The organism is Microbacterium sp. Root280D1 (assembly GCF_001428975.1).
In the GTDB taxonomy this organism is placed as follows: Bacteria; Actinomycetota; Actinomycetes; order Actinomycetales; family Microbacteriaceae; genus Microbacterium.
In genome coordinates this window covers 359,472-377,820 of sequence record NZ_LMJK01000001.1, presented here as the reverse complement: position 1 = coordinate 377,820, position 18,349 = coordinate 359,472, and the positions used below count along the sequence as shown (strand labels likewise).

General features: G+C 68.8%; 19 protein-coding genes. 5 read left to right on the top strand and 14 right to left on the bottom strand.

The features are described 5' to 3' along the window. Window positions 1–20 precede the first annotated feature (20 nt). The 4 genes from ASE34_RS01955 to ASE34_RS01940 are packed head-to-tail and all read right to left on the bottom strand — an operon-like array spanning window position 21 to window position 3,723. A complete protein-coding gene (locus ASE34_RS01955; protein WP_056275911.1) occupies window positions 21–875 on the bottom strand; it encodes a class II fructose-bisphosphate aldolase in 855 nt (284 codons plus the stop codon). Beyond that, a complete protein-coding gene (locus tag ASE34_RS01950) occupies window positions 872–1,813 on the bottom strand; it encodes a 1-phosphofructokinase family hexose kinase (RefSeq protein ID WP_056275909.1) in 942 nt (313 codons plus the stop codon). Before ASE34_RS01950 ends, ASE34_RS01955 begins: the two co-directional genes overlap by 4 nt. Continuing rightward, on the bottom strand, window positions 1,810–2,802 hold the full coding sequence (locus ASE34_RS01945; RefSeq protein WP_082586469.1) for an ROK family protein: 993 nt from the start codon (window positions 2,800–2,802) through the stop codon (window positions 1,810–1,812). Before ASE34_RS01945 ends, ASE34_RS01950 begins: the two co-directional genes overlap by 4 nt. Before the next feature lie 24 nt (window positions 2,803–2,826). Further along, window positions 2,827–3,723, bottom strand: coding sequence for an SIS domain-containing protein (locus ASE34_RS01940; RefSeq protein ID WP_053098349.1), 897 nt, complete (start codon window positions 3,721–3,723; stop codon window positions 2,827–2,829). Between the two features lie 288 nt (window positions 3,724–4,011). Between ASE34_RS01940 and ASE34_RS01935 the strand changes: the two genes are divergently transcribed. From ASE34_RS01935 to ASE34_RS01925, 3 genes are read left to right on the top strand one after another with little or no spacing between them, the layout of a single operon-like run. After that, window positions 4,012–5,256, top strand: coding sequence for an extracellular solute-binding protein (locus tag ASE34_RS01935; RefSeq protein ID WP_056275906.1), 1,245 nt, complete (start codon window positions 4,012–4,014; stop codon window positions 5,254–5,256). A 30-nt stretch (window positions 5,257–5,286) separates the two neighbouring features. Further along, on the top strand, window positions 5,287–6,261 hold the full coding sequence (locus ASE34_RS01930) for a carbohydrate ABC transporter permease (protein ID WP_056275903.1): 975 nt from the start codon (window positions 5,287–5,289) through the stop codon (window positions 6,259–6,261). Window positions 6,262–6,263: 2 nt separating this feature from the next. Beyond that, window positions 6,264–7,184, top strand: a complete 921-nt coding sequence (locus ASE34_RS01925) for a carbohydrate ABC transporter permease (protein WP_171821966.1) — start codon at window positions 6,264–6,266, stop codon at window positions 7,182–7,184. 96 nt (window positions 7,185–7,280) lie between these two features. Here ASE34_RS01925 and ASE34_RS01920 read toward each other — a convergent pair whose 3' ends face one another. Then, window positions 7,281–8,015 (bottom strand): SDR family NAD(P)-dependent oxidoreductase, encoded by a 735-nt coding sequence (locus ASE34_RS01920; protein WP_053098346.1) that lies wholly within the window; start codon window positions 8,013–8,015, stop codon window positions 7,281–7,283. A 114-nt stretch (window positions 8,016–8,129) separates the two neighbouring features. Between ASE34_RS01920 and ASE34_RS01915 the strand changes: the two genes are divergently transcribed. After that, complete coding sequence (locus ASE34_RS01915) at window positions 8,130–8,606, top strand: hypothetical protein (protein ID WP_053098345.1); 477 nt, start codon at window positions 8,130–8,132, stop codon at window positions 8,604–8,606. A 43-nt stretch (window positions 8,607–8,649) separates the two neighbouring features. Here ASE34_RS01915 and ASE34_RS01910 read toward each other — a convergent pair whose 3' ends face one another. Next, window positions 8,650–9,816: an ROK family protein gene (locus tag ASE34_RS01910; protein WP_056275901.1), complete on the bottom strand. Its 1,167-nt coding sequence runs from the start codon at window positions 9,814–9,816 to the stop codon at window positions 8,650–8,652. Between the two features lie 138 nt (window positions 9,817–9,954). Continuing rightward, window positions 9,955–10,254: a chorismate mutase gene (locus ASE34_RS01905; RefSeq protein ID WP_053098343.1), complete on the bottom strand. Its 300-nt coding sequence runs from the start codon at window positions 10,252–10,254 to the stop codon at window positions 9,955–9,957. Between the two features lie 95 nt (window positions 10,255–10,349). Between ASE34_RS01905 and ASE34_RS01900 the strand changes: the two genes are divergently transcribed. Further along, entirely contained in the window at window positions 10,350–11,627 is a 1,278-nt protein-coding gene (locus tag ASE34_RS01900) for an AI-2E family transporter (protein ID WP_056275897.1), read from the top strand. Between the two features lie 67 nt (window positions 11,628–11,694). On the opposite strand, the gene ASE34_RS01895 is transcribed toward ASE34_RS01900, so the two are convergent. From ASE34_RS01895 to ASE34_RS01865, 7 genes are all read right to left on the bottom strand, one after another. Next, window positions 11,695–12,618, bottom strand: a complete 924-nt coding sequence (locus ASE34_RS01895) for an ABC transporter substrate-binding protein (protein ID WP_056275893.1) — start codon at window positions 12,616–12,618, stop codon at window positions 11,695–11,697. 82 nt (window positions 12,619–12,700) lie between these two features. Further along, window positions 12,701–13,429 carry an ABC transporter permease gene (locus ASE34_RS01890; protein ID WP_053099329.1) on the bottom strand — a complete coding sequence of 243 codons (729 nt, stop codon included), beginning with the start codon at window positions 13,427–13,429 and terminating at the stop codon, window positions 12,701–12,703. Continuing rightward, window positions 13,426–14,106: an ABC transporter permease gene (locus tag ASE34_RS01885; RefSeq protein WP_056275891.1), complete on the bottom strand. Its 681-nt coding sequence runs from the start codon at window positions 14,104–14,106 to the stop codon at window positions 13,426–13,428. Before ASE34_RS01885 ends, ASE34_RS01890 begins: the two co-directional genes overlap by 4 nt. Then, window positions 14,103–14,990, bottom strand: coding sequence for an ABC transporter ATP-binding protein (locus ASE34_RS01880; protein WP_082586468.1), 888 nt, complete (start codon window positions 14,988–14,990; stop codon window positions 14,103–14,105). The genes ASE34_RS01885 and ASE34_RS01880 overlap by 4 nt, the downstream gene beginning before the upstream one ends. A 68-nt stretch (window positions 14,991–15,058) precedes the next feature. After that, entirely contained in the window at window positions 15,059–15,361 is a 303-nt protein-coding gene (locus ASE34_RS01875; protein ID WP_056275888.1) for a DUF427 domain-containing protein, read from the bottom strand. A gap of 199 nt (window positions 15,362–15,560) precedes the next feature. After that, window positions 15,561–16,994, bottom strand: coding sequence for a dihydrolipoyl dehydrogenase family protein (locus ASE34_RS01870; RefSeq protein ID WP_056275886.1), 1,434 nt, complete (start codon window positions 16,992–16,994; stop codon window positions 15,561–15,563). Between the two features lie 243 nt (window positions 16,995–17,237). Next, window positions 17,238–18,347, bottom strand: a complete 1,110-nt coding sequence (locus ASE34_RS01865; protein ID WP_056275883.1) for a lactonase family protein — start codon at window positions 18,345–18,347, stop codon at window positions 17,238–17,240. Window positions 18,348–18,349: the final 2 nt, after the last annotated feature.

The window sequence follows — 18,349 nt, the reverse complement described above, 5'->3', positions numbered from 1 at the left end:
CCTGCCCGGCATCGCGTGACTCACCCCGCCACCTCGGTGGACTCGAGGGCGAACAGGCGCAGCATCCGCGCCGCCTCCCCGGCGAGCGCATCGCGCGCAGGGGTGAGGTACTTGCGCGAGTCGACGAGCCTCTCATCGGTGTCGAGGGTCGCGCGGATCGCGCGGGTGAAGAACCCGTTCAGGTGCGTCGAGACGTTGATCTTCGTCATGCCCGCGCGCACGGCGTCGGCGATCACGGCGTCCGAGACTCCCGATGATCCGTGCAGCACCAGGGGAACGGGGAGGGCTTCGCGCAGGCGTGCGATGAGAGCGAGGTCGAGGGATGCCGTGCGGTCCGTCATGGCGTGCGACGACCCCACGGCGACGGCGAGCGCGTCGACGCCGGTCGCTGCGACGAACGCGCGGGCCTCGTCGGGGTCGGTGCGCACACCGGGGGCGTGGGCGCCGTCCTTGCCGCCGACCTCGCCCAGCTCGCCCTCGACGTAGACGCCTGCCGCGTGCGCCCGCTCGGCGACGGCAGCGGTCAGCGCCACGTTCTCGTCGTACGGCAGCGCACCGCCGTCGAACATGACCGAGCCGAAGCCCAGCGCGATGGCCTCGTCGACGAGCTCGGGGCGCTCGGCGTGATCCAGGTGCACCGCGACCGGGGTCTGCGCGCGCCGCGCGACGGCGAGCGTCGCCAGAGCGATCGGCTCGAGGCCGCCGTGGTAGTCGGCGCAGTTCTGCGAGATCTGCAGGATCACCGGCAGTCCGGCGTCGGCAGAGGCACGCACGAGCCCCTCGGCGGTCTCGAGGTGGATCACGTTGAAGGCGCCGATGCCGGTGCCGCGGGCTGCGGCATCCGTCACGAGCTCTCGGGCGGAGACCAGGGTCACAGAGGGTCCTCTCGAACGGGGGAATCGTAGGGGGTGACGACGAGGCGCTCCTCGAGCGCCGCCCAGTCGTCGGAGATCTCGCCGGCGAGCGGCATGAGCACAGCGGCGGCCGACCACGCGGCGGCGCGTCGCAGAACGGTCTCGGGATCACGGACGCCGTCGGCATAGAGCACCGCGCACGCGGCCACTCCCGCGTCGCCCGCACCGGTCGGGTTGCCGGCCAGCGGGGCATCGAGGCGCGCATGCAGCACGTCGGAGGCCGTGACGGCGAGCATGCCCTCGGCGCCGAGCGACAGCAGCACGAGGTCGACGCCGCGCTCGATCAGCGAACGCGCGCCGTCGACCGGGTCGGTGATGCCGGTCGCCTCGACGAGCTCGGCGGCGTTGGGCTTGAGCACGGATGCTCCGGCATCCGCCGCGTGCAGGAGAGCCGGACCCGAGGTGTCGACGATCACGGGCACACCGGCGTCCCGCGCCGTGCCGATCAGCAGCGGAAGCAGCGTCTCAGGAGCACCGGGCGGCAGGCTGCCCGAGACCACGAGCACGCGCGCGCCGGGAAGGGCATCGACGACCTCGCCCAGCATCGCAGCCCACTCGGGGTCGGAGGGGTTCACGCCCCGCTCGTTCACGATCGTCGTGTCGCCGAGGGTCTCGTCGACCAGCGCGATGCTCTGCCGTGTCGCTCCGACCACGGGGACCAGGCGATGGGGCACGCCGCTGGCCCCGAGCTCTGCGGCGAGCTCGACACCGCTGCGACCGCCTGCCGTCGACACGGCGAGCACCGAGGCGCCCTGCGCGTGGGCGACCCGGGCGACGTTCAGGCCTTTGCCGCCGGCACGCACCGCACCGGCATCCGCTCGGTGGGTCTCGCCGAGGGTCAGTCGCTCGACGTGCCAGGTGAGGTCGAGCGCGGGGTTCGGGGTGACGGTGAGGATCATGCCAGCTCCCTTGCGCGCAGCGCCGCGCCCAGGATGCCGGCATTGCCCGACAGCTCCGCCGGCACGAGCTCAGGAAGGCGATGGAAGCTCAGACGCTCCGCCAGTCGTGCCCGCAGCTCGTCGAAGAGCGCTCCCCCGGCGCGGGAGAGTCCACCACCGATCACGATCGCCTCGGGGGCGATGACGGCGGTGAGCTGCGCGAGGGACAGGGCGAGGGCGTCGAGCGCCGAGTTCCAGATCTCGGAGGCGACGCGGTCGCCGGCCGCCGCGCGGGCGATCACGTCCTTCGCGCCGTCGGGGCTGATTCCGGTCGCCTCGCGATAGCGGCGAGCGATGGCGCCGGCAGACGCGACGACCTCGAGGCACCCGCGCGCACCGCACGCGCACACCGGTCCGTCGGCGATCGGCGAGTGGCCGATCTCGCCCGCGTAGCCGCCGGCGGTGTACGGCTCGCCGCCCACCAACAGGGCACCCGCGATGCCCGTGCCGATGACCAGCACGACGGAGTTCGAGTAGGCGCGGGCGCCGCCGAGGCGGTGCTCGGCCCAGCTCGCCGCCCGCACGTCGTGATCGAACGCGACGGGCAGACCGAGCTTCTCCGACGCGAGGTCGCGCAGCGGCGAGTTCCGCCAGCCGAGATTGCTCGCGAAGACGCCGAGGCCGGCCTCCGCGTCGACGATCCCCGGCACCACGAGTCCTGCCGCCTGCGGCACGACATCGGAGTGGTCGGCCCGCAGTTCGGCGGCGAGCACGCCCAGGCGCTCGATCAGCACCTCCGTGCGGTCGCCCTCGGCGACGGGGGTCGGCGTGCGGCGGAGGCCGAGAGCCGTGCCGTCGGCATCGAACAGCGCCGACTTGATGTCGGTGCCGCCCACGTCGAACGCCAGCACCGGCGCGCCGTGACCGAGCGGGCGCGCGGCGGCGAGCCGCTCGCCCGACGCGTCGCTCACGACGTCGGCGATGCTCGCGGCATCCTCAGTGCTGGTCATCGATCGCTCCGCTGGTGGGTCGGGTCATGCATCCAGGATGACGGATCGCGTGAGGTTGCGCGGCTGATCGGGGTCGAGCCCGCGGGCGACGGCCCTGTCGAGGGCGACGCGGTGCAGGCGCACGAGGTCGGCGAGCGGGTCGACCGGATGCTGCACGAAGCGGGCCCCGGTGGCCTCGACCTGCGCGGCCAGGCCTTCGGGCGCCTCGCCGAACTGCCAGGTGACGCGGCCGGGGGCGGCGATCGCGATCGGACCGTGGCGGTACTCCATCGACGGGTACGACTCGGTCCACGACTGCGACGACTCGCGCATCTTCAGCGCGGCCTCGTGCGCGAGGCCGACCGTCCACCCACGGCCGAGGAACGAGTACTGCTCGGCGTCGCGGAGCTCGTCGTCGTAGTCCGCCGTGAGCACGGCGGCCGCATCCGCGATCGCCGCGGTGAGGTCCTCACCCAGCGAGGCACGGAAGAGTGCCAGGGCCGTGGTCGCGAAGCGGGTCTGCACCACCGACTTCTCATCGGCGAAGGGCAGCAGCACGGCGTCGTCGACGAGCGAGACGAGCGGCGATGTCTCGTCGCCGATCACGCCGATCGTGGGAACGCGGCCCTTGATGCGCTCGACCAGCTCGAGCACCTCGGTCGTCGTGCCCGAACGCGTCAGTGCGACGACCGCGTCGTAGCCGCGGTCGACGAACGACTCGGATGCGGCGAACGCATCGGTCTCGCCCTGGCCCGCGGTCTCGCGGAGGAACGCGTAGGACTGCGCCATGAACCACGAGGTGCCGCAGCCGACGACGGCGATGCGGGCTCCGGATGCCGGGAGCAGCGCCTGCGCGTCGCGGAGATCCGCCGCGCGGGCCCAGGTCTCAGGCTGCGAATTCAGTTCTTCGCGCATGTGTGCGCCGGGCAGAAGTTCGGTCATGTCGGGCCCTCCGGACCAGATGTTGCAAGTTTGTGATTGTTTAGCGGCTTATTCGATCATAGTATGTCGACATTAGGAATCGTTGCAAGGTTCCTCTTGATTTGTTTATTCTCCTGACAAATAATCGAACAAGTTCCACCGCCCCTCCGGAGATCCGGTCCATGGAGGGTTCCTCGAGCCGACCCGGCTTGAACCGATCGTCCCGCCACCGGGGGAGGCGATCACACGCATCGTCGCGTGCTGTGCTTGCGACTGTGCACCACCTACACAGTGAGGAATGCAATACACATGAAGAAGTCACTGCGATTCGGTGCTGTCGCTCTTGCGGCCACCGCCACGCTCACGCTCGCTTCGTGCGGGTTCGGCGGCTCGACAGGAGGCGGCGGAGACGCCGAGGGCGAGACGACGCTCAACCTTCTGGTCCCCAGCTACTCCGACGCCACCAAGGGCCTGTGGGAAGACGTGATCGAGGGTTTCGAGAAGGAGAACCCTGACATCACGGTCGACCTCGAGGTGCAGTCATGGGACAACCTCGAGAAGGTCGTGTCCACCAAGATCCAGGCCGGCGAGGCTCCCGACATCTACAACGGCGGTCCGTTCGCCGGATTCGTCGGCGACGAACTGCTCTACCCGGTCGAAGACGTCGTCTCGGAGGAGACCTACTCCGACTTCCAGGACGCGTTCCTCGCGAACGCCGAGGTCGACGGCACGGCCTACGCCCTGCCGCTGATCGCATCGGCCCGTGCGCTGTTCGTCAACAACGCGCTGCTCGAGCAGGCCGGCGTCGAGGCTCCGACGACCTGGGACGAGCTGCTCGACGCTGCGACCAAGGTGTCGGCACTCGGTGGCGGCGTGGCCGGCTACGGCATGCCCCTCGGCTCCGAAGAGGCTCAGGCCGAAGCGGCCGTGTGGCTGTGGGGCGGCGGCGGATCGTTCGGCGACGCGTCCGAGATCACGATCGACACCCCCGAGAACCTCGAAGGTGCCGAGCAGATCAAGAAGATGATCGACGCCGGTGCGACGCAGGCCGACCCCGGCTCGACGCAGCGCTCGCCCCTGATGGACATCTTCATCCAGGGCAAGATCGGCATGCAGGTCGGCCTGCCGCCGACGGTCGGCCAGATCGAAGAGGGCAACCCCGAGCTCGACTACTCGATCGTCCCGATCCCGACGAAGGACGGCTCGCCCTTCACCCTCGGCGTCATGGACCAGCTGATGGCCTTCCAGAACGACGGCGACAAGCAGGAGGCGATCACCGCCTTCTTCGACTACTACTACTCGGCAGACGTGTACGTGCCGTGGGTGCAGGCAGAGGGCTTCCTGCCCGTCACCAAGTCCGGTGCCGAGCAGCTCGCCGGTGAGGAGGCGCTCGCGCCGTTCCTCGAGGTCCTGCCCGACGCGCAGTTCTACCCGTCGACGAACGAGAAGTGGTCGGCCACCGACGGCGCCTTCAAGTCGCTGTTCGGCCAGCTGCAGTCGAAGCCGGCCCAGGACGTCCTGGCCGAGATCCAGGCACAGGTCGACGCGGGCTGAGCCCCGCAGACGGAGAGGTTCGGGTATCCCATGAGCCAGACGAAAGAATCCTCGAACCTCGCGGGGGCGGCCACCGGCCGCCCCCGCACCCCGGGCCGCCGATCGGGCGCCGCCCGCGGCAAGCCGGGAGGGAAGGACCTGCTCCAGGCGCTGCCCTGGATCGCGCCCGCCCTGCTCCTCATCATCGGCGTGGTCCTGTTCCCCGCCGGGGTGATGTTCTTCAACTCCACCCGTGACATCTCGCTCTCGGGCCTCGACAAGGGCTCGGTCGGCTTCGACAACTTCGTGACCGTGTTCACGTTCGCCGAGTTCTGGCCGGTCATGTTCCGCACGATCATCTGGGTCGTCGCGGTGGTGACCTTCACCGTGATGATCTCGCTCGGGCTCGCGCAGATCCTCAACAAGGCCTTCCCCGGTCGCCAGATCGTCCGCATGGCCGTGATCGTGCCCTGGGCGGCATCCGTCGTGATGACGACGATGGTCTTCTACTACAGCCTCGAGCCATACTTCGGCGTCTTCAACAAGTTCCTCTACGACATCGGGCTCGCAGACGACGCGGTCGGCTACGGCTGGACCAAGAACCCGGCCACCGCCTTCGCCTGGTCGATCGTGATCGCGATCTTCGTCTCGCTGCCGTTCACGACCTACACGATCCTCGCGGGCCTCCAGACGGTTCCGGCCGACACCCTCGAAGCCGCGAAGATGGACGGCGCCGGCGCGACCCGCACCTACTGGACGGTCGTCGTTCCCCAGCTGCGCAGCGCCCTGGCCGTCGCGATCCTCATCAACATCATCAACGTCTTCAACTCGCTGCCGATCCTCAAGGTGATGACCGGGTCGATCCCCGGATACGGCGCCGACACGATCATGACGATGATCTTCAAGTACATCGAGCTGCAGAAGAAGGTCGACGTCGCGAGCGCACTGTCGGTCGTCGCCTTCCTCATCGTGATCGTGATCGTCGCGATCTACGTCAAGGCCGTCAAGCCCATGAAGGAGGTCTGATCATGACCCTGACCGAGACCGCCCTCGTCACCACCGCGGGCGATGACGCCGCCCCTCGCATCCCCGGACGCAAGCGCCGCTACACCGAGGACCAGGTCACGCTGCCCCGCGTCATCCTGCGCATGGCCGCCGGCATCCTGGTGCTCGCGATCTTCGTGCTGCCGTACCTGATCATGTTCTTCGGCTCCGTGAAGACGAAGTCGCAGATCCGCTCGGTCGACCCGACGTACCTGCCGATCGAGTGGCACTGGGAGAACTACATCTCGATGTGGTCGACCCCCGAGACGCCGCTGCCCTACAACCTCATCTCGACGATCATCATCGCCGTGTTCGCGACGCTGCTCGTGCTGCTGGTCTCGCTGCCCGCGGCCTACTACACCGCCCGCTTCAAGTTCCCCGGGCGCATGGTCTTCCTGTTCCTGGTGATCGTGACGCAGATGCTGCAGCCGGCCGTGCTCACCTCGGGCCTGTTCCGCCAGTTCACGGTGCTCGGACTCAGCGACACGTGGGCAGCGATGATCTTCATCAACGCCGCGTTCAACCTGTCGTTCGCGGTGTGGATCATGCACTCGTTCTTCGCGGGCATCCCGAAGGAGATCGACGAGGCCGCCCAGATCGACGGCGCGGGGCGCTTCACCGTGCTGTTCAAGATCAACCTGCCGCTCGTCTGGCCGGGCATCGTGACGGCCATCGTCTTCACGTTCGTCGCCTGCTGGAACGAGTTCGCCGCATCGCTCGTCATCCTCTCGACCGACAAGAACCAGCCGCTCTCGGTCGCATTGACCAAGTTCGTCGGTCAGTACGAGACGAGCTGGCAGTACGTGTTCGGCGTCTCGATCGTCGCGATCCTGCCCGTCGTCATCCTGTTCATGCTCATCGAGAAGCGCCTCGTCGGCGGCCTGACCGCCGGCAGCGTCAAGTAGACCTCGGGCCCGTCGCGGGGCGTCCGGTTCGCAGTTCGTGCCGCCGGGCGCACCCGCGAGCGGCACGAACTGCGACGGGAACCTCGACTCTGACGCCTACCGCGCAGGCAGCTCGACCCCGGTCGCGTCAGCGAGGGCCGCGAGGAGCCGCTCCTGGAAGGATGTGTCGTCGACGGCCGGGTGGGGTGTGCGCCGCTCGCCGTGGTGCCAGTATCCGCCGGTGACGTCGAGACGCGGCTCGGTCGCGAGGCGCTCCTGCGTCTCATGCCCGAGATCGAAGTCGTCGGGGGCGCCGGCACCGCCCATCTTCGTCGGCACCCATCCAGGATCGACCGAGTCGGCCGCGACGCGAGGCGCCCACCGTCGGGCGACCGCCGCCGACAGAGCCGTGACGAACAGCTTGCTGTCGGAGTAGCTGGCCGTCGTCCGCGAGCCGTCCCAGTCGAGCTCTGTGAGATCGGTCGAGCCGCCGCGATGCATCCCGCTGCTGAGGTAGACGTGACGTGTGGGCGTGCGCAGCAGCGCGGTGAGCAGGTAGGGACTGACCACGTTGACGGGCAGGATGCCGGACCCCGAGATGACACCGGCGTTGTGGATGACCGCGTCGACCTCCGCTCCCCCGTTCAGCTCGTCGGCGACATCCCTGACGGCGCGGCGATCCGTGAGGTCGGCGATGACGAGATCGGCACCGCGATCCGTCAGCGATGAGACGGCGGCTGCTCGATCCGCGCTGCGCGCGTGGACGATCACCCGATGGCCCTGGTCGAGAAGTGCGGCGGCCGTCGCGCGGCCGAGACCGTCCGTGGAGCCCGTGACGAGGATGCGTGTCATGACCCCATCCTCTCGCGATGCTCAGCATCCTCTCCACCGACAGGAACCGACCGCTCCCGGTACTCTGGCACGGTCGACTCCGCCATCCGGCGCGGTGAGACGGGGGGGGATCACATGACCTGGCAGGATGCGGGGCGCGTCGAGAGGCGGCCGACGGAAGACGCTCACCCCGGGTGGGGGTGGGGCGTGGTGCTGGTGCCCGTGGCCGTCGGACTCGCGGCTCTCGGGCTGTTCTTCATCCGTGAGCTCGACCCCGGGATGGGCACCGTGATCGGCGTCGCGCTCATCGCCTGGGCCGTGTCTCTCGCGATGCCGTTCTTCGTCATCGCCTGGTATGCCGTGCAGGCTGCGTGGAAGGCATCACGCGAAGAGCGCGGGCAGACGTTCGCCGCACCGTCGCACGCGCTGCGGCGCATCGGGTTCGGCATGCGCTGGAGCTTCCGCGCACGCGGCACGCTCTTCAATCCCGCGTCGTACGACGGACCCGACCTGCCGATGCTCGTCGTGGGCAAGGTGGTGCACATCCTCGCGATCGTCGTCCTGGTGATCGCCGGGCTCGTCGCCGCTCTCGTCGGGATCGCCTCGCGCTGAGCGGGATCCCGCATCCTCCGATGCGTCGTTGCCGATCCGCGAATCAGGATGCCGGAACGGATGCCGCGCGCAGCTGCGCGGGACTCCAGCGGACCCCGAGCGCGCTCGACAGCGCCACCTGTGCGACCCCCGTCGAGATCGACGCGTCGGCATCCGCGAAACGCACCGGAACGTTCGCGGTGCCCGTCGCCGTGTAGTCGATCTCCGCCCGCACGAGGCCGAGGAACGGGTCTCCGAGCGCGCGCGCCGGCCCCCCGATCACGACCTCGGCCGCGTCGAGCACTGCGGCGATGAGCTTGATGGTGCGCGCGAGTGCGCGTGCGCCCTCAGCCAGCTTCTCCTCATCGGCAGACGCGGCCAGCGCGGTGATCGCCTCGTCATCCATGGCGTCATCGAAGTCATCGCCCAGCATCGCCGTCATCGACGACGCCGATTCCAGGCATCCCTGGCGTCCGCAGCGACACGCGCGCGCATCCTCGCCGAACTGCACCTGGACGTGACCGATCTCGCCCGCGCGATCGCGTGGGCCCGGTGCGAGTTCGCCGTCGAGAGTCACCGCCGCACCGATCCCGGTGCCGATGTGGATGAACAGCCGGTATCCGGACGACTCATCCTCTCGGGCCGCTTCGGCGATCGCCTCGGCATCCACGTCGTTCACGAGAAGGACGGGAACCGAGAGCAGGCGCTCGAAGCGCTCGGCGAGCGGCACGTCGGTCCATCCGAGCTGCACGCTCTCGAACACGCGGCGGCCGTCTGTCGTTCCGGGAAGCTGCACGCCCGCGACGAGCAGCCGTCCGGCGTACTCGGCGGCGATCTCCGTCAGCGCAGCGTCGAGCATTCGCACCCGTGATTCATCGGAGAACGCGACTCGCCGTGTCTCGACCTCGGTGCCGTCGAGCGCGACCAGAGCGATGCGCGCATCGGTCGGTCGGATCACGAGCACCAGGATGACATGATGCTCGGCCTCGATGCTCAGCGTGGTCGCGCGTTTGCCGCCCGTGCTGGCGGCCTGCTCGCCGTCGACGACCAGCTGCAACTCGATGAGCTCGGCGACCAGCGACGAGGCCGTCGCCGCAGTGAGGCCGGTGGCTCGGGCGATCCCCGCCCGGGTCTCGGAGCCCGGGTTGCGGAAGACCAGCTGCAGCGCCCGGCGCAGGTTCGCGCGGCGGACCGAGGCCTGGGTGTCGAGTGCGTCATCGCCGTTCAGCATGGTGCCGGTCCCGGTGCAGGAATCAGTTGACAGACCTGGTGGTTCTGCGTACCCTCGGTCATAGTTTATTCAATAAACTTAGTTCGGTCCCCGGGCGAGTGAGTGCTGCACACACTGTCACTCGCTCGGAAGGCCGGATCATCGTCCTTCGGCGGCTTCGGTGTGATGGCGGATCACTTCGGCCACGACGAAGTTGAACCACTTCTCGGCGAACTCCGGATCGAGATGCGCCTGCTCGGCGAGTGCCTTGAGCCGCGCGACCTGCTGCTCCTCGCGACCGGGATCGGATGCCGGCATCTCGTGCTCGGCTTTGAGCTGACCGACCTGCTGCGTGGCGCGGAAGCGCTCGGCGAGCATGAAGATGAGTGCGGCGTCGATGTTGTCGATGCTCGAACGCAGTCGGAGGAGTTCAGCTCGGGGGTCTTCGGCGGCGGTCATGCCCCCTACTCTACGGAAACACGCGGCAGAACGACCCCACCCTGAAGGGGGGATGCCTCCCGGATGGACCCGCGCTCGGCCGCTATCGTGAGCACATGAGCCGAGAAGAGCAGGACCCGTCGAAGAGCGCGTCTGCTGCCGCATCCGAACCCTCCTCGGCACCCGACGTCGCAGCGTCGATCACCGAAGCATCCGCCGACACCCCGGGGTCCGCGAGCTCCCCCGCAGGAGACACCGCCGTTCCGGCGATCTCCCCCCACACCCCGAAGACGTCGCCGGCAGTTCATCACGGGGTCGTCGAGCCGATGACTCCGAGCCGCTCGTTCTGGACGCGCATCGACCGGCCTTTCGTGTTCGGATTCCTGGTGACGATCGGCGGCCTCGCCGCCATCGTGCTCGGTCTGGCCGTCGCGAACCTGTCGACCGTGCTCATCTACATCGCCCTGGCACTGTTCGCCGCCCTCGGCCTCGACCCCACCGTGCGCTTCCTCGAGCGGCGCGGGCTGTCTCGCGCCATCTCGGTGGTCGTCGCGATCCTCGGGCTCGTGATCGTGGCAGGTCTCGTCGTGTGGATGGTGCTGCCGGTCGTGATCGACCAGGTCGCGAGCTTCGTGCGGTCGGTGCCGGGGATGATCCAGGAGTTCACCCGCAGCGACATCTACGCGACGCTCGACGCCCAGTTCGGCGACCAGTTCCAGGACCTCGTCGCCGATGTGCAGAGGTTCCTCACCGACCCGGGAAACATCGCCGCGATCGGCGGAGGAGCGCTGCAGGTCGGCGCCTCGATCGCCAACGCCATCTCGGGCATCATCGTGGTGCTCGTGCTCACGCTCTACTTCGTCGCGACGCTGCCGTCGATCAAGTCGGGGATGCTCCGCCTCGCTCCCGCACGTGACCGCGCGCGCGCAAGCGACATCACCGAGCAGATCACCGATTCCGTGGGCGCCTACGTGATGGGAATGGTCGTGCTCGCGTTCTGCAACGCCGTGCTCACGTTCCTGCTGTACGTGTTCCTCGGGCTGCCGTTCCCACCGCTGATGGCGACGGTCGCCTTCTGCATCACCCTGATCCCGCTCGTGGGCTCTGTGATCTTCTGGATCATCGGCACCGGCATCGCGCTGTTCAGCGACCCGATCGCGGCACTCGTCTTCGCTCTCATCTACGTCGTGTACATGCAGATCGAGGCCTACGTCATCACCCCTCGCGTCATGAACAAGGCCGTCGCCGTTCCGGGTGCCCTCGTCGTGATCGGCGCCCTCGCCGGCGGCACGCTGCTCGGCCTGCTCGGCGCTCTCGTGGCGGTGCCCGTCGCGGCATCCATCCTCATCGTGATCAAACAGGTGCTGATACCCCGGCAGGACGCCAGGGTCTAGGCAGTCCCCGGACGCAGAAGTGCCCGGCCCCCTGAAGGGCCGGGCACTTCTGTGAGGACGACTCGGATCAGACGAGGTCGTTGTCAGCGAGCCACTTCTTCGCGATGTCCGCGGAGGACTGCTCCTCGACCGTGCTGAGCACGTTGAGGGCGACGAGCTCCTCGCCGGTCAGCTTGGCGCTGATGGCGTTGAGGACATCGGAGACGTCGTCGGCGATGTCGCTCGAGACGATCGGCACGACGTTCGACGAGATGATCAGGTTCTCGGGGTCTTCGAGAGCGACGATCTCCTCGGTCTCGAAAGCCGGGTCGGCGGTGTAGATGTCGGCGACCTGGATCTGGCCGGCGAGCAGCGACTCGAGCGTGGTCGGGCCGGTGGCCGAGAACGTCAGGTCGACGCCGTAGACCTCTTTGGCCTTGGCCGGGCTGTACGGACGCTGCTCGAACTCCGGAGCCGCACCGATCGTGACCTCGGAGGTCACCTTCGAGAGGTCGCCGATCGTCTTCAGGTCGTTCTCCTCGGCGAAGCTCTTCAGCACCGTGTAGGAGTCCTGATCGGTCGCCTCGGCGAAGTCGAGAGCGGTCAGGCTCTCGGGAAGGGCCTCCTGCAGCGCCGCGTAGACGTCGTCAGGGCTCGTGACGTCGACCTCGTCATCCGAGATGTACTCGAGCAGGCTGCCCGTGTACTCGGGGAAGACGTCGATGTCACCCGACTCGACATCCGGCATGTACGCGTCACGCTGGCCGATGCTGAGCTGCTTCTCGACGTCGAAGCCGGCGGCCTCGAGCGCCTGGGCGTAGATCTCGGCGATGATCTCGTTGGAGTAGTACGCCTGCGAGCCGACGACGATCGTGTCGCCGCTGCCCGAGCTCTCACCGGAGTCGGACGGCTCGTCGAGCGGATTGCTCGACGAGCAGGCGGACAGGGCGAGTGCAGCCGCGGCGACAAGACCGACGGCGAAGACAGAGCGCTTGCCTCGTGCTGTGAACATGGACTTCCTCTTTTCTGAAACTGCTGTGGGGGACTGCTGCTATGTGGAACTGCGCGGTAGGGACGGAGGAGCCGGTGCGCGATCAGGCCGTGGCCGGAGCCGCGGCGGGAGCGAGGTCGCGCGACCGGCGACGGGTGGGACGGCCGGCACGGAGCCCCGCCGGCACCGCGGCGTGCTGGGCTGCGGCGAGGATCAGGTCGACGAGCAGCGCCAGCGTGGCCACGAGGATCGCCCCGGCCAGCACCTGATCGAACTTCTGCAGGGGAATGCCCTGGATGATCGGCCAGCCGAGGCCGCCGAGATTCACGTAGGCGGCGATCGTGACGGTCGCGATGACCTGAAGCAGGGCTGAGCGGAGGCCGCCGACGAGCAGAGGCAGTCCGAGCGGCACCTCGACCTTCCAGAAGATCTGCCAGCCGGTCATGCCCATCGCCTTGGCCGAATCGATCACGCGGCGATCGATCGCCTCGAGCCCCGTATACGCGCCGGCGAGCAGCGAGGGGATCGCGAGCAGAACGAAGGTGATGATGGCCGCCTGCGGCACACGCAGCACGCCGAGCAGGAGGACGAGCAGGATCATCAGGCCGAACGCGGGAATCGCTCGCGCCGCGCCGGAGATCGCGACCGCGACCTCGCGCCCCTTGCCCGTGTGGCCGATCAGCCAGCCGATCGGCACCGCGATCACCGCGGCGATCAGCACCGAGATCACCGTCAGGGCGAGATGCTCGGCCAGCAGCTTGGGCAGCGCGTAGTTTCCCGTCCACTGCTCGGGAGCGAGCATCCAGGCGAAGGCCTCGGCGAAGAGATTCATGCCGGGGCTCCCAGCGCGATCGGCCGAGGCGCGACCTTCTTCGAGGCGGCGCGCGTCCACGGCATCAGCGCGCGACCGATCAGCAGCAGGATCAGATCGATCACGAGGGCGATGATGACCACCGCGACGACGCCCGCGAACACCTCGGCGATGATGCGCCGGTCGAGGCCGTTCGTGAACAGGTAGCCGAGGTTGGTCACGCCGATCAGGATGCCGACCGTGGCGAGCGAGATGGTGCTGACGGCCGTCACGCGGAGTCCGGCGAGGATCACCGGACCGGCGAGCGGGAACTCCACCGCCCAGAATCTGCGGAAGGCGGCGAAGCCCGTCGCCGTCGCCGCCTGGCGCACATCGTCATCGACCGAATCGAGACCGTCGGAGACCGCGCGCACCAGGATCGCGATCGCATAGATCGTGAGTGCGATGACGAGATTCGACTCGCTCCGGGCCGAATACCCCGCGACAGAGGGCAGCAGGATGAGCAGCGCGAGCGACGGGATCGTGTAGAGCAGACCGGTGAGCACGATGATCGGGCCGCGCACCAGCCGGAAACGCCACGCGACCCAGCCGAGCGGGAGCGACAGCACGAAACCGAGCACGATCGGGATGATGCTCTGACGCAGATGCACCAGAGTCAGATCGAAGATCAACCCGAGGTTGTCGGTGACCCAGTTCACGCGCCCTCGCCCCGCACAGCGCCGAGGGCGGCGGCATCCGGCCCCGCCAGAGGGCCGTCGGACGTCTCGGCCGCCGCGACGATCGCACCCTGCGTACGCCCCTCGGAGTCCACCACGACGGTGCCGTGCGGGGTCTCTTTGAGGTGCAGGGCCCGACGCCCACGGTCGGCTCCGATGAACGAGGCGACGAAGTCGTCTGCCGGGTTCTCGATGATCTCGCTCGGGCTGCCCACCTGCACGATGCGCGCGCCCTTGTCGAGGATCACGACCTGATCGCCGAGCAGGAAGGCCTCGTCGATGTCGTGGGTGACGAACACGACGGTCTTGTCGAGCTCGTGCTGCAACCGCAGCGTCTCCTGCTGCAGGTCGGCGCGCACGATCGGGTCGACGGCGCCGAAGGGCTCGTCCATCAGCAGGATGTTCGGATCCGCCGCAAGACCGCGGGCCACACCCACACGCTGCTGCTGACCGCCCGAGAGCTGACTGGGATACCGGTCGGCGAGTGACTGGTCGAGCCCCACCGTCTTGAGCAGCTCACGCGCGCGCTCGTGCGCCGGCCCCTTCTTCACGCCGGTCAGACGCAGCACGGTGGCGACGTTGTCGATCACCGTGAAGTGCGGCATCAGGCCGGAGTTCTGCATGACGTAGCCGATGCGGCGGCGCAGGGCGACGGGGTCGCCGCCGAGCACGCTCTCGCCGTCGATCTCGACCTCGCCCGAGGTCGGCTCGACCATGCGATTGATCATGCGCAGCAGAGTCGTCTTGCCGCATCCTGAGGATCCGACGAACACCGTCGTCTTGCGGGACGGCAGCACCAGGCTGAAGTCCTTCACGGCGGTCGTGCCATCGGGGAACTGCTTGGTGACGTTGCGGAACTCGATCACGATTTACTACTCTCCGGTCGATCGATCGACGAGGCGCGCATCAGCGCCTCGACTGCGGCATACAGAGGTCATGCAGAGACCTCGACCCGCGGGTCGAAGGCGACGAAGCCCGAGAAGTCCTTGCCCACACGGTCGAAGGCGCTCGGATACGGCGTCGGATACGACCAGGCGTAGTCGGTGTGCAGCTCGCCACCGGCCTGGACGGAGAAGTACTGGGCGGCGCCCTTCCACGGGCATGTGTACGGAGTGGGGCTCTCGACGAGCACGCCCTCCGTGATGGATGCCGGCGGGAAATACCAGTTTCCCTCGATGCGCGCGAGATCGCTCTCGTCGGCTTCGGCGATGACGGTTCCTGCGAGTACAGCCTTCATGGTCCTGCCTCCTCGGATGTGTGTTCGAGCGTATAAGAGGTGTGCGACATTCGGCCGGGGGTTGTGCCGGAGGTCGTCAATGTGGGAAACAATCCTGCTCCGGGCGCGCCGATCGCGCCAGTCTCTCGTCGGTTGTTCGGAGCGGATGCCGAAACGGATGGGCCGCGCGGCGTCCGTCGTCGGCATCCGTCCGATGGGCTCAGGCCGAGTCCCTCCCATAGGACTCGAGCAGCCGCAGCCAGATCTCGCTGATCGTCGGGTACGCCGGAACGGCGTGCCACAGGCGGGCGATCGGCACCTCGCCGACGATCGCGACCGTGGCTGTCTGCACGAGCTCGGCGACCTCGGGGCCGACGAAGGTCGCTCCGATGATCACGTCGCGCTCCTTGTCGATCACGAGGCGGGCCTGCCCCTCGAAGCCGTCCTCGTAGAGACTCGCGCCGGCGACAGAACCCAGGTCGTAATCGACGACGGCGACGTCGGTTCCGGCCTTGCGGGCCTCTGCCTCGGTATGCCCGACCGAGGCGACCTCGGGGAACGAGAAGGTCACCTGAGGGGCGCCCGCGCTGTCCGCGGTGGCGACGTGACGACCCCAGGCCGCATCGTCGACGTCCTCGCCCTTGGCGCGCGCCGCGATCACGTCGCCCGCTGCTCGCGCCTGATACTTGCCCTGGTGCGTGAGCAGCACACGACCGTTCACATCGCCGACCGCATAGAGCCAGTCGGATCCGGGAACACGCAGCGTGTCGTCGACCGTGATCCAGCGACCGGGCTCGAGACCGGCGACGTCGAGGCCGATGTCGCCGCTGCGAGGAGACCGCCCGGTCGCCACGAGGACCTCGGCAGCGGTGATCGTCGAGCCGTCGTCGAGCACGATCTCGACTCCCCCGTCGCCTCGCGTCACGCTGGTCGTGCCGGTGTCGGTGCGGACGTCGACACCGAGCTCCTTCAGCCCGGCCGCGACGCGCTCCCCGGCGAACGGCTCCATCGAACCCAGCAGACCGCTGCGGGCGATGATCGTCACCGTCGAACCGAGGGCCGCATAAGCCGTGGCCATCTCGACCGCCACGACCCCGCCGCCGATCACGGCCAGCGACTCGGGCAGCTCCTCTGCGCTGGTCGCCTCGCGGCTGGTCCAGGGGGACGAGTCGCGCAGGCCCTCGATGGGCGGGATCACGGCATCCGATCCGGTGCTGATCGCGACGGCGTGGCGGGCGCGGAGCACGCGGGTGCCGCCGTCGGCATCCGTCACCGTCACCTCGCGCTCACCCGTCAGACGGCCGTGCCCGCGGGCGAGGTCGATGCCGGCGGAGTCGAGCCACTTCACCTGCCCGTCATCCGACCAGTTGCTCGTGAACGAGTCTCGACGGTCGAACACCGCGCGCACGTCGAGCGACCCCGTCACCGCCTCGGCCGAGCCCTTGACCTTCTGCGCGGCTCGCAGCGCCTGGGCCGGACGCAGCAGCGCCTTCGACGGCATGCATGCCCAGTACGAGCACTCACCGCCGACCAGCTCGCTCTCGACGATGATCGCGGTCAGTCCGTTCTGCACGGCGCGGTCGGCGACGTTCTCGCCCACCGGCCCGCCGCCCAGCACGATCAGGTCGTAGTCGTCGGTCTTCTCAGCAGTCATGGGGTGCACCTCTCCGTCGCCCAGTCTTGCTCAAGTCCAACGTCGAGTCACGGGGTGGTTGTTCCGCGACGCGCCGTCGGGCGCGTTGCCGGCCTGCTCCACAACTCCGGAAGGCCGGCGAACAGCGACGCGCACCGGCCGTGCAGCCCCGCATCGGGCCGTTCGTCCGGAGTTATGGCGCCGCCCCGGTTCACAGCCTGAGTGCGAACGCCAGGTCAAGCTCCCCGAGGCGCGACCCGCGCGTCAGCGAACCGGCAGGATGTGCGTCGGCGCCGGGGCCTGCGCGAGGTGGCGGATGCCGAGCGGCGCGCCCGTGCGCTCGTCGAGGTCGATCAGCGCGACGGTGTCGGAGCGCTGCCCCGCGACCAGCAGCTTGCCCTCGTGCACGACGTGATGACGCGGCCAGTCCACGCCCGAGTCGGCGAGGGCGATCGACTCGAGAGCCTCGCCTCCCCCGCGCACACGGAGCGCGGCGATCGTGTTGCTGCCGCGCAGGGCCGTGTAGAGGAACTGCGCGTCACGGCTGCGGGCGAGTTCGGCGGGGAAGTCCACGCCGATCTCGGCGATCGGGCTCGCGAGCACCGACGACACGACAGCCCACGTGCCGTCGCGCCCGGCGCCGAGAGTGAACACCTCGCACGAGTACTCGGTCACCACGTGCAGGTGGCCGCTGGGGTGCACGACCATATGCCGGGGGCCGGTGCCGACGGGCAGCACGACCTCGTGATCGAGCACCAGGCCACCCCCGGTGGGTCGCCAGATCCGCACCAGGTCGAAGCCGAGATCGGTGGTCGCGATGCGTCCGTCGGCGAGGAAGGCTGCCGAGTGCGCGTGCGATGCGCGCTCCTCGCCCGTCGCGGTGAGCTCGCCGGGATACGGATCGGATGCCGCGGCCGCGACTCCCGCCGGAGGCGCCGCCTCGAGCGGCTCGCCGAGGAGAGCGGCACGCAGCTCGGCTGCCTTGTTCACGGCATCCGGCACCAGGCGGCCCTGCGCGTCGATGCCGATGCGGACGACCCGGCCGTCGCCGTAGCAGCTCGCGACGAGGAACGATCCGCTCGACGAGACCGCCACGTGGCAGACGCCGTCGCCCGCGGCGACCGGCTCACCGAGCGGCTTCAGCGTCGAGTCGCCGCTGCGCGCGAACGCCTGCACTCCGGCATCCCCTTCGAGCGCCGCGTAGACGACGTCGAGCGACGGATGCTGCGCCAACCACGACGGGGAGGGGGTCTGCGTGACCGCTCCCCGATACTCGAGTGCGGTGGGCGCGCTCTCGTCGCCCGCGAGCAGGCCGATGCCGTCGGCCGAGCCGTCCATCGCGGGTCCGTACCCGCCGAGCCAGAACCGGGTCATGT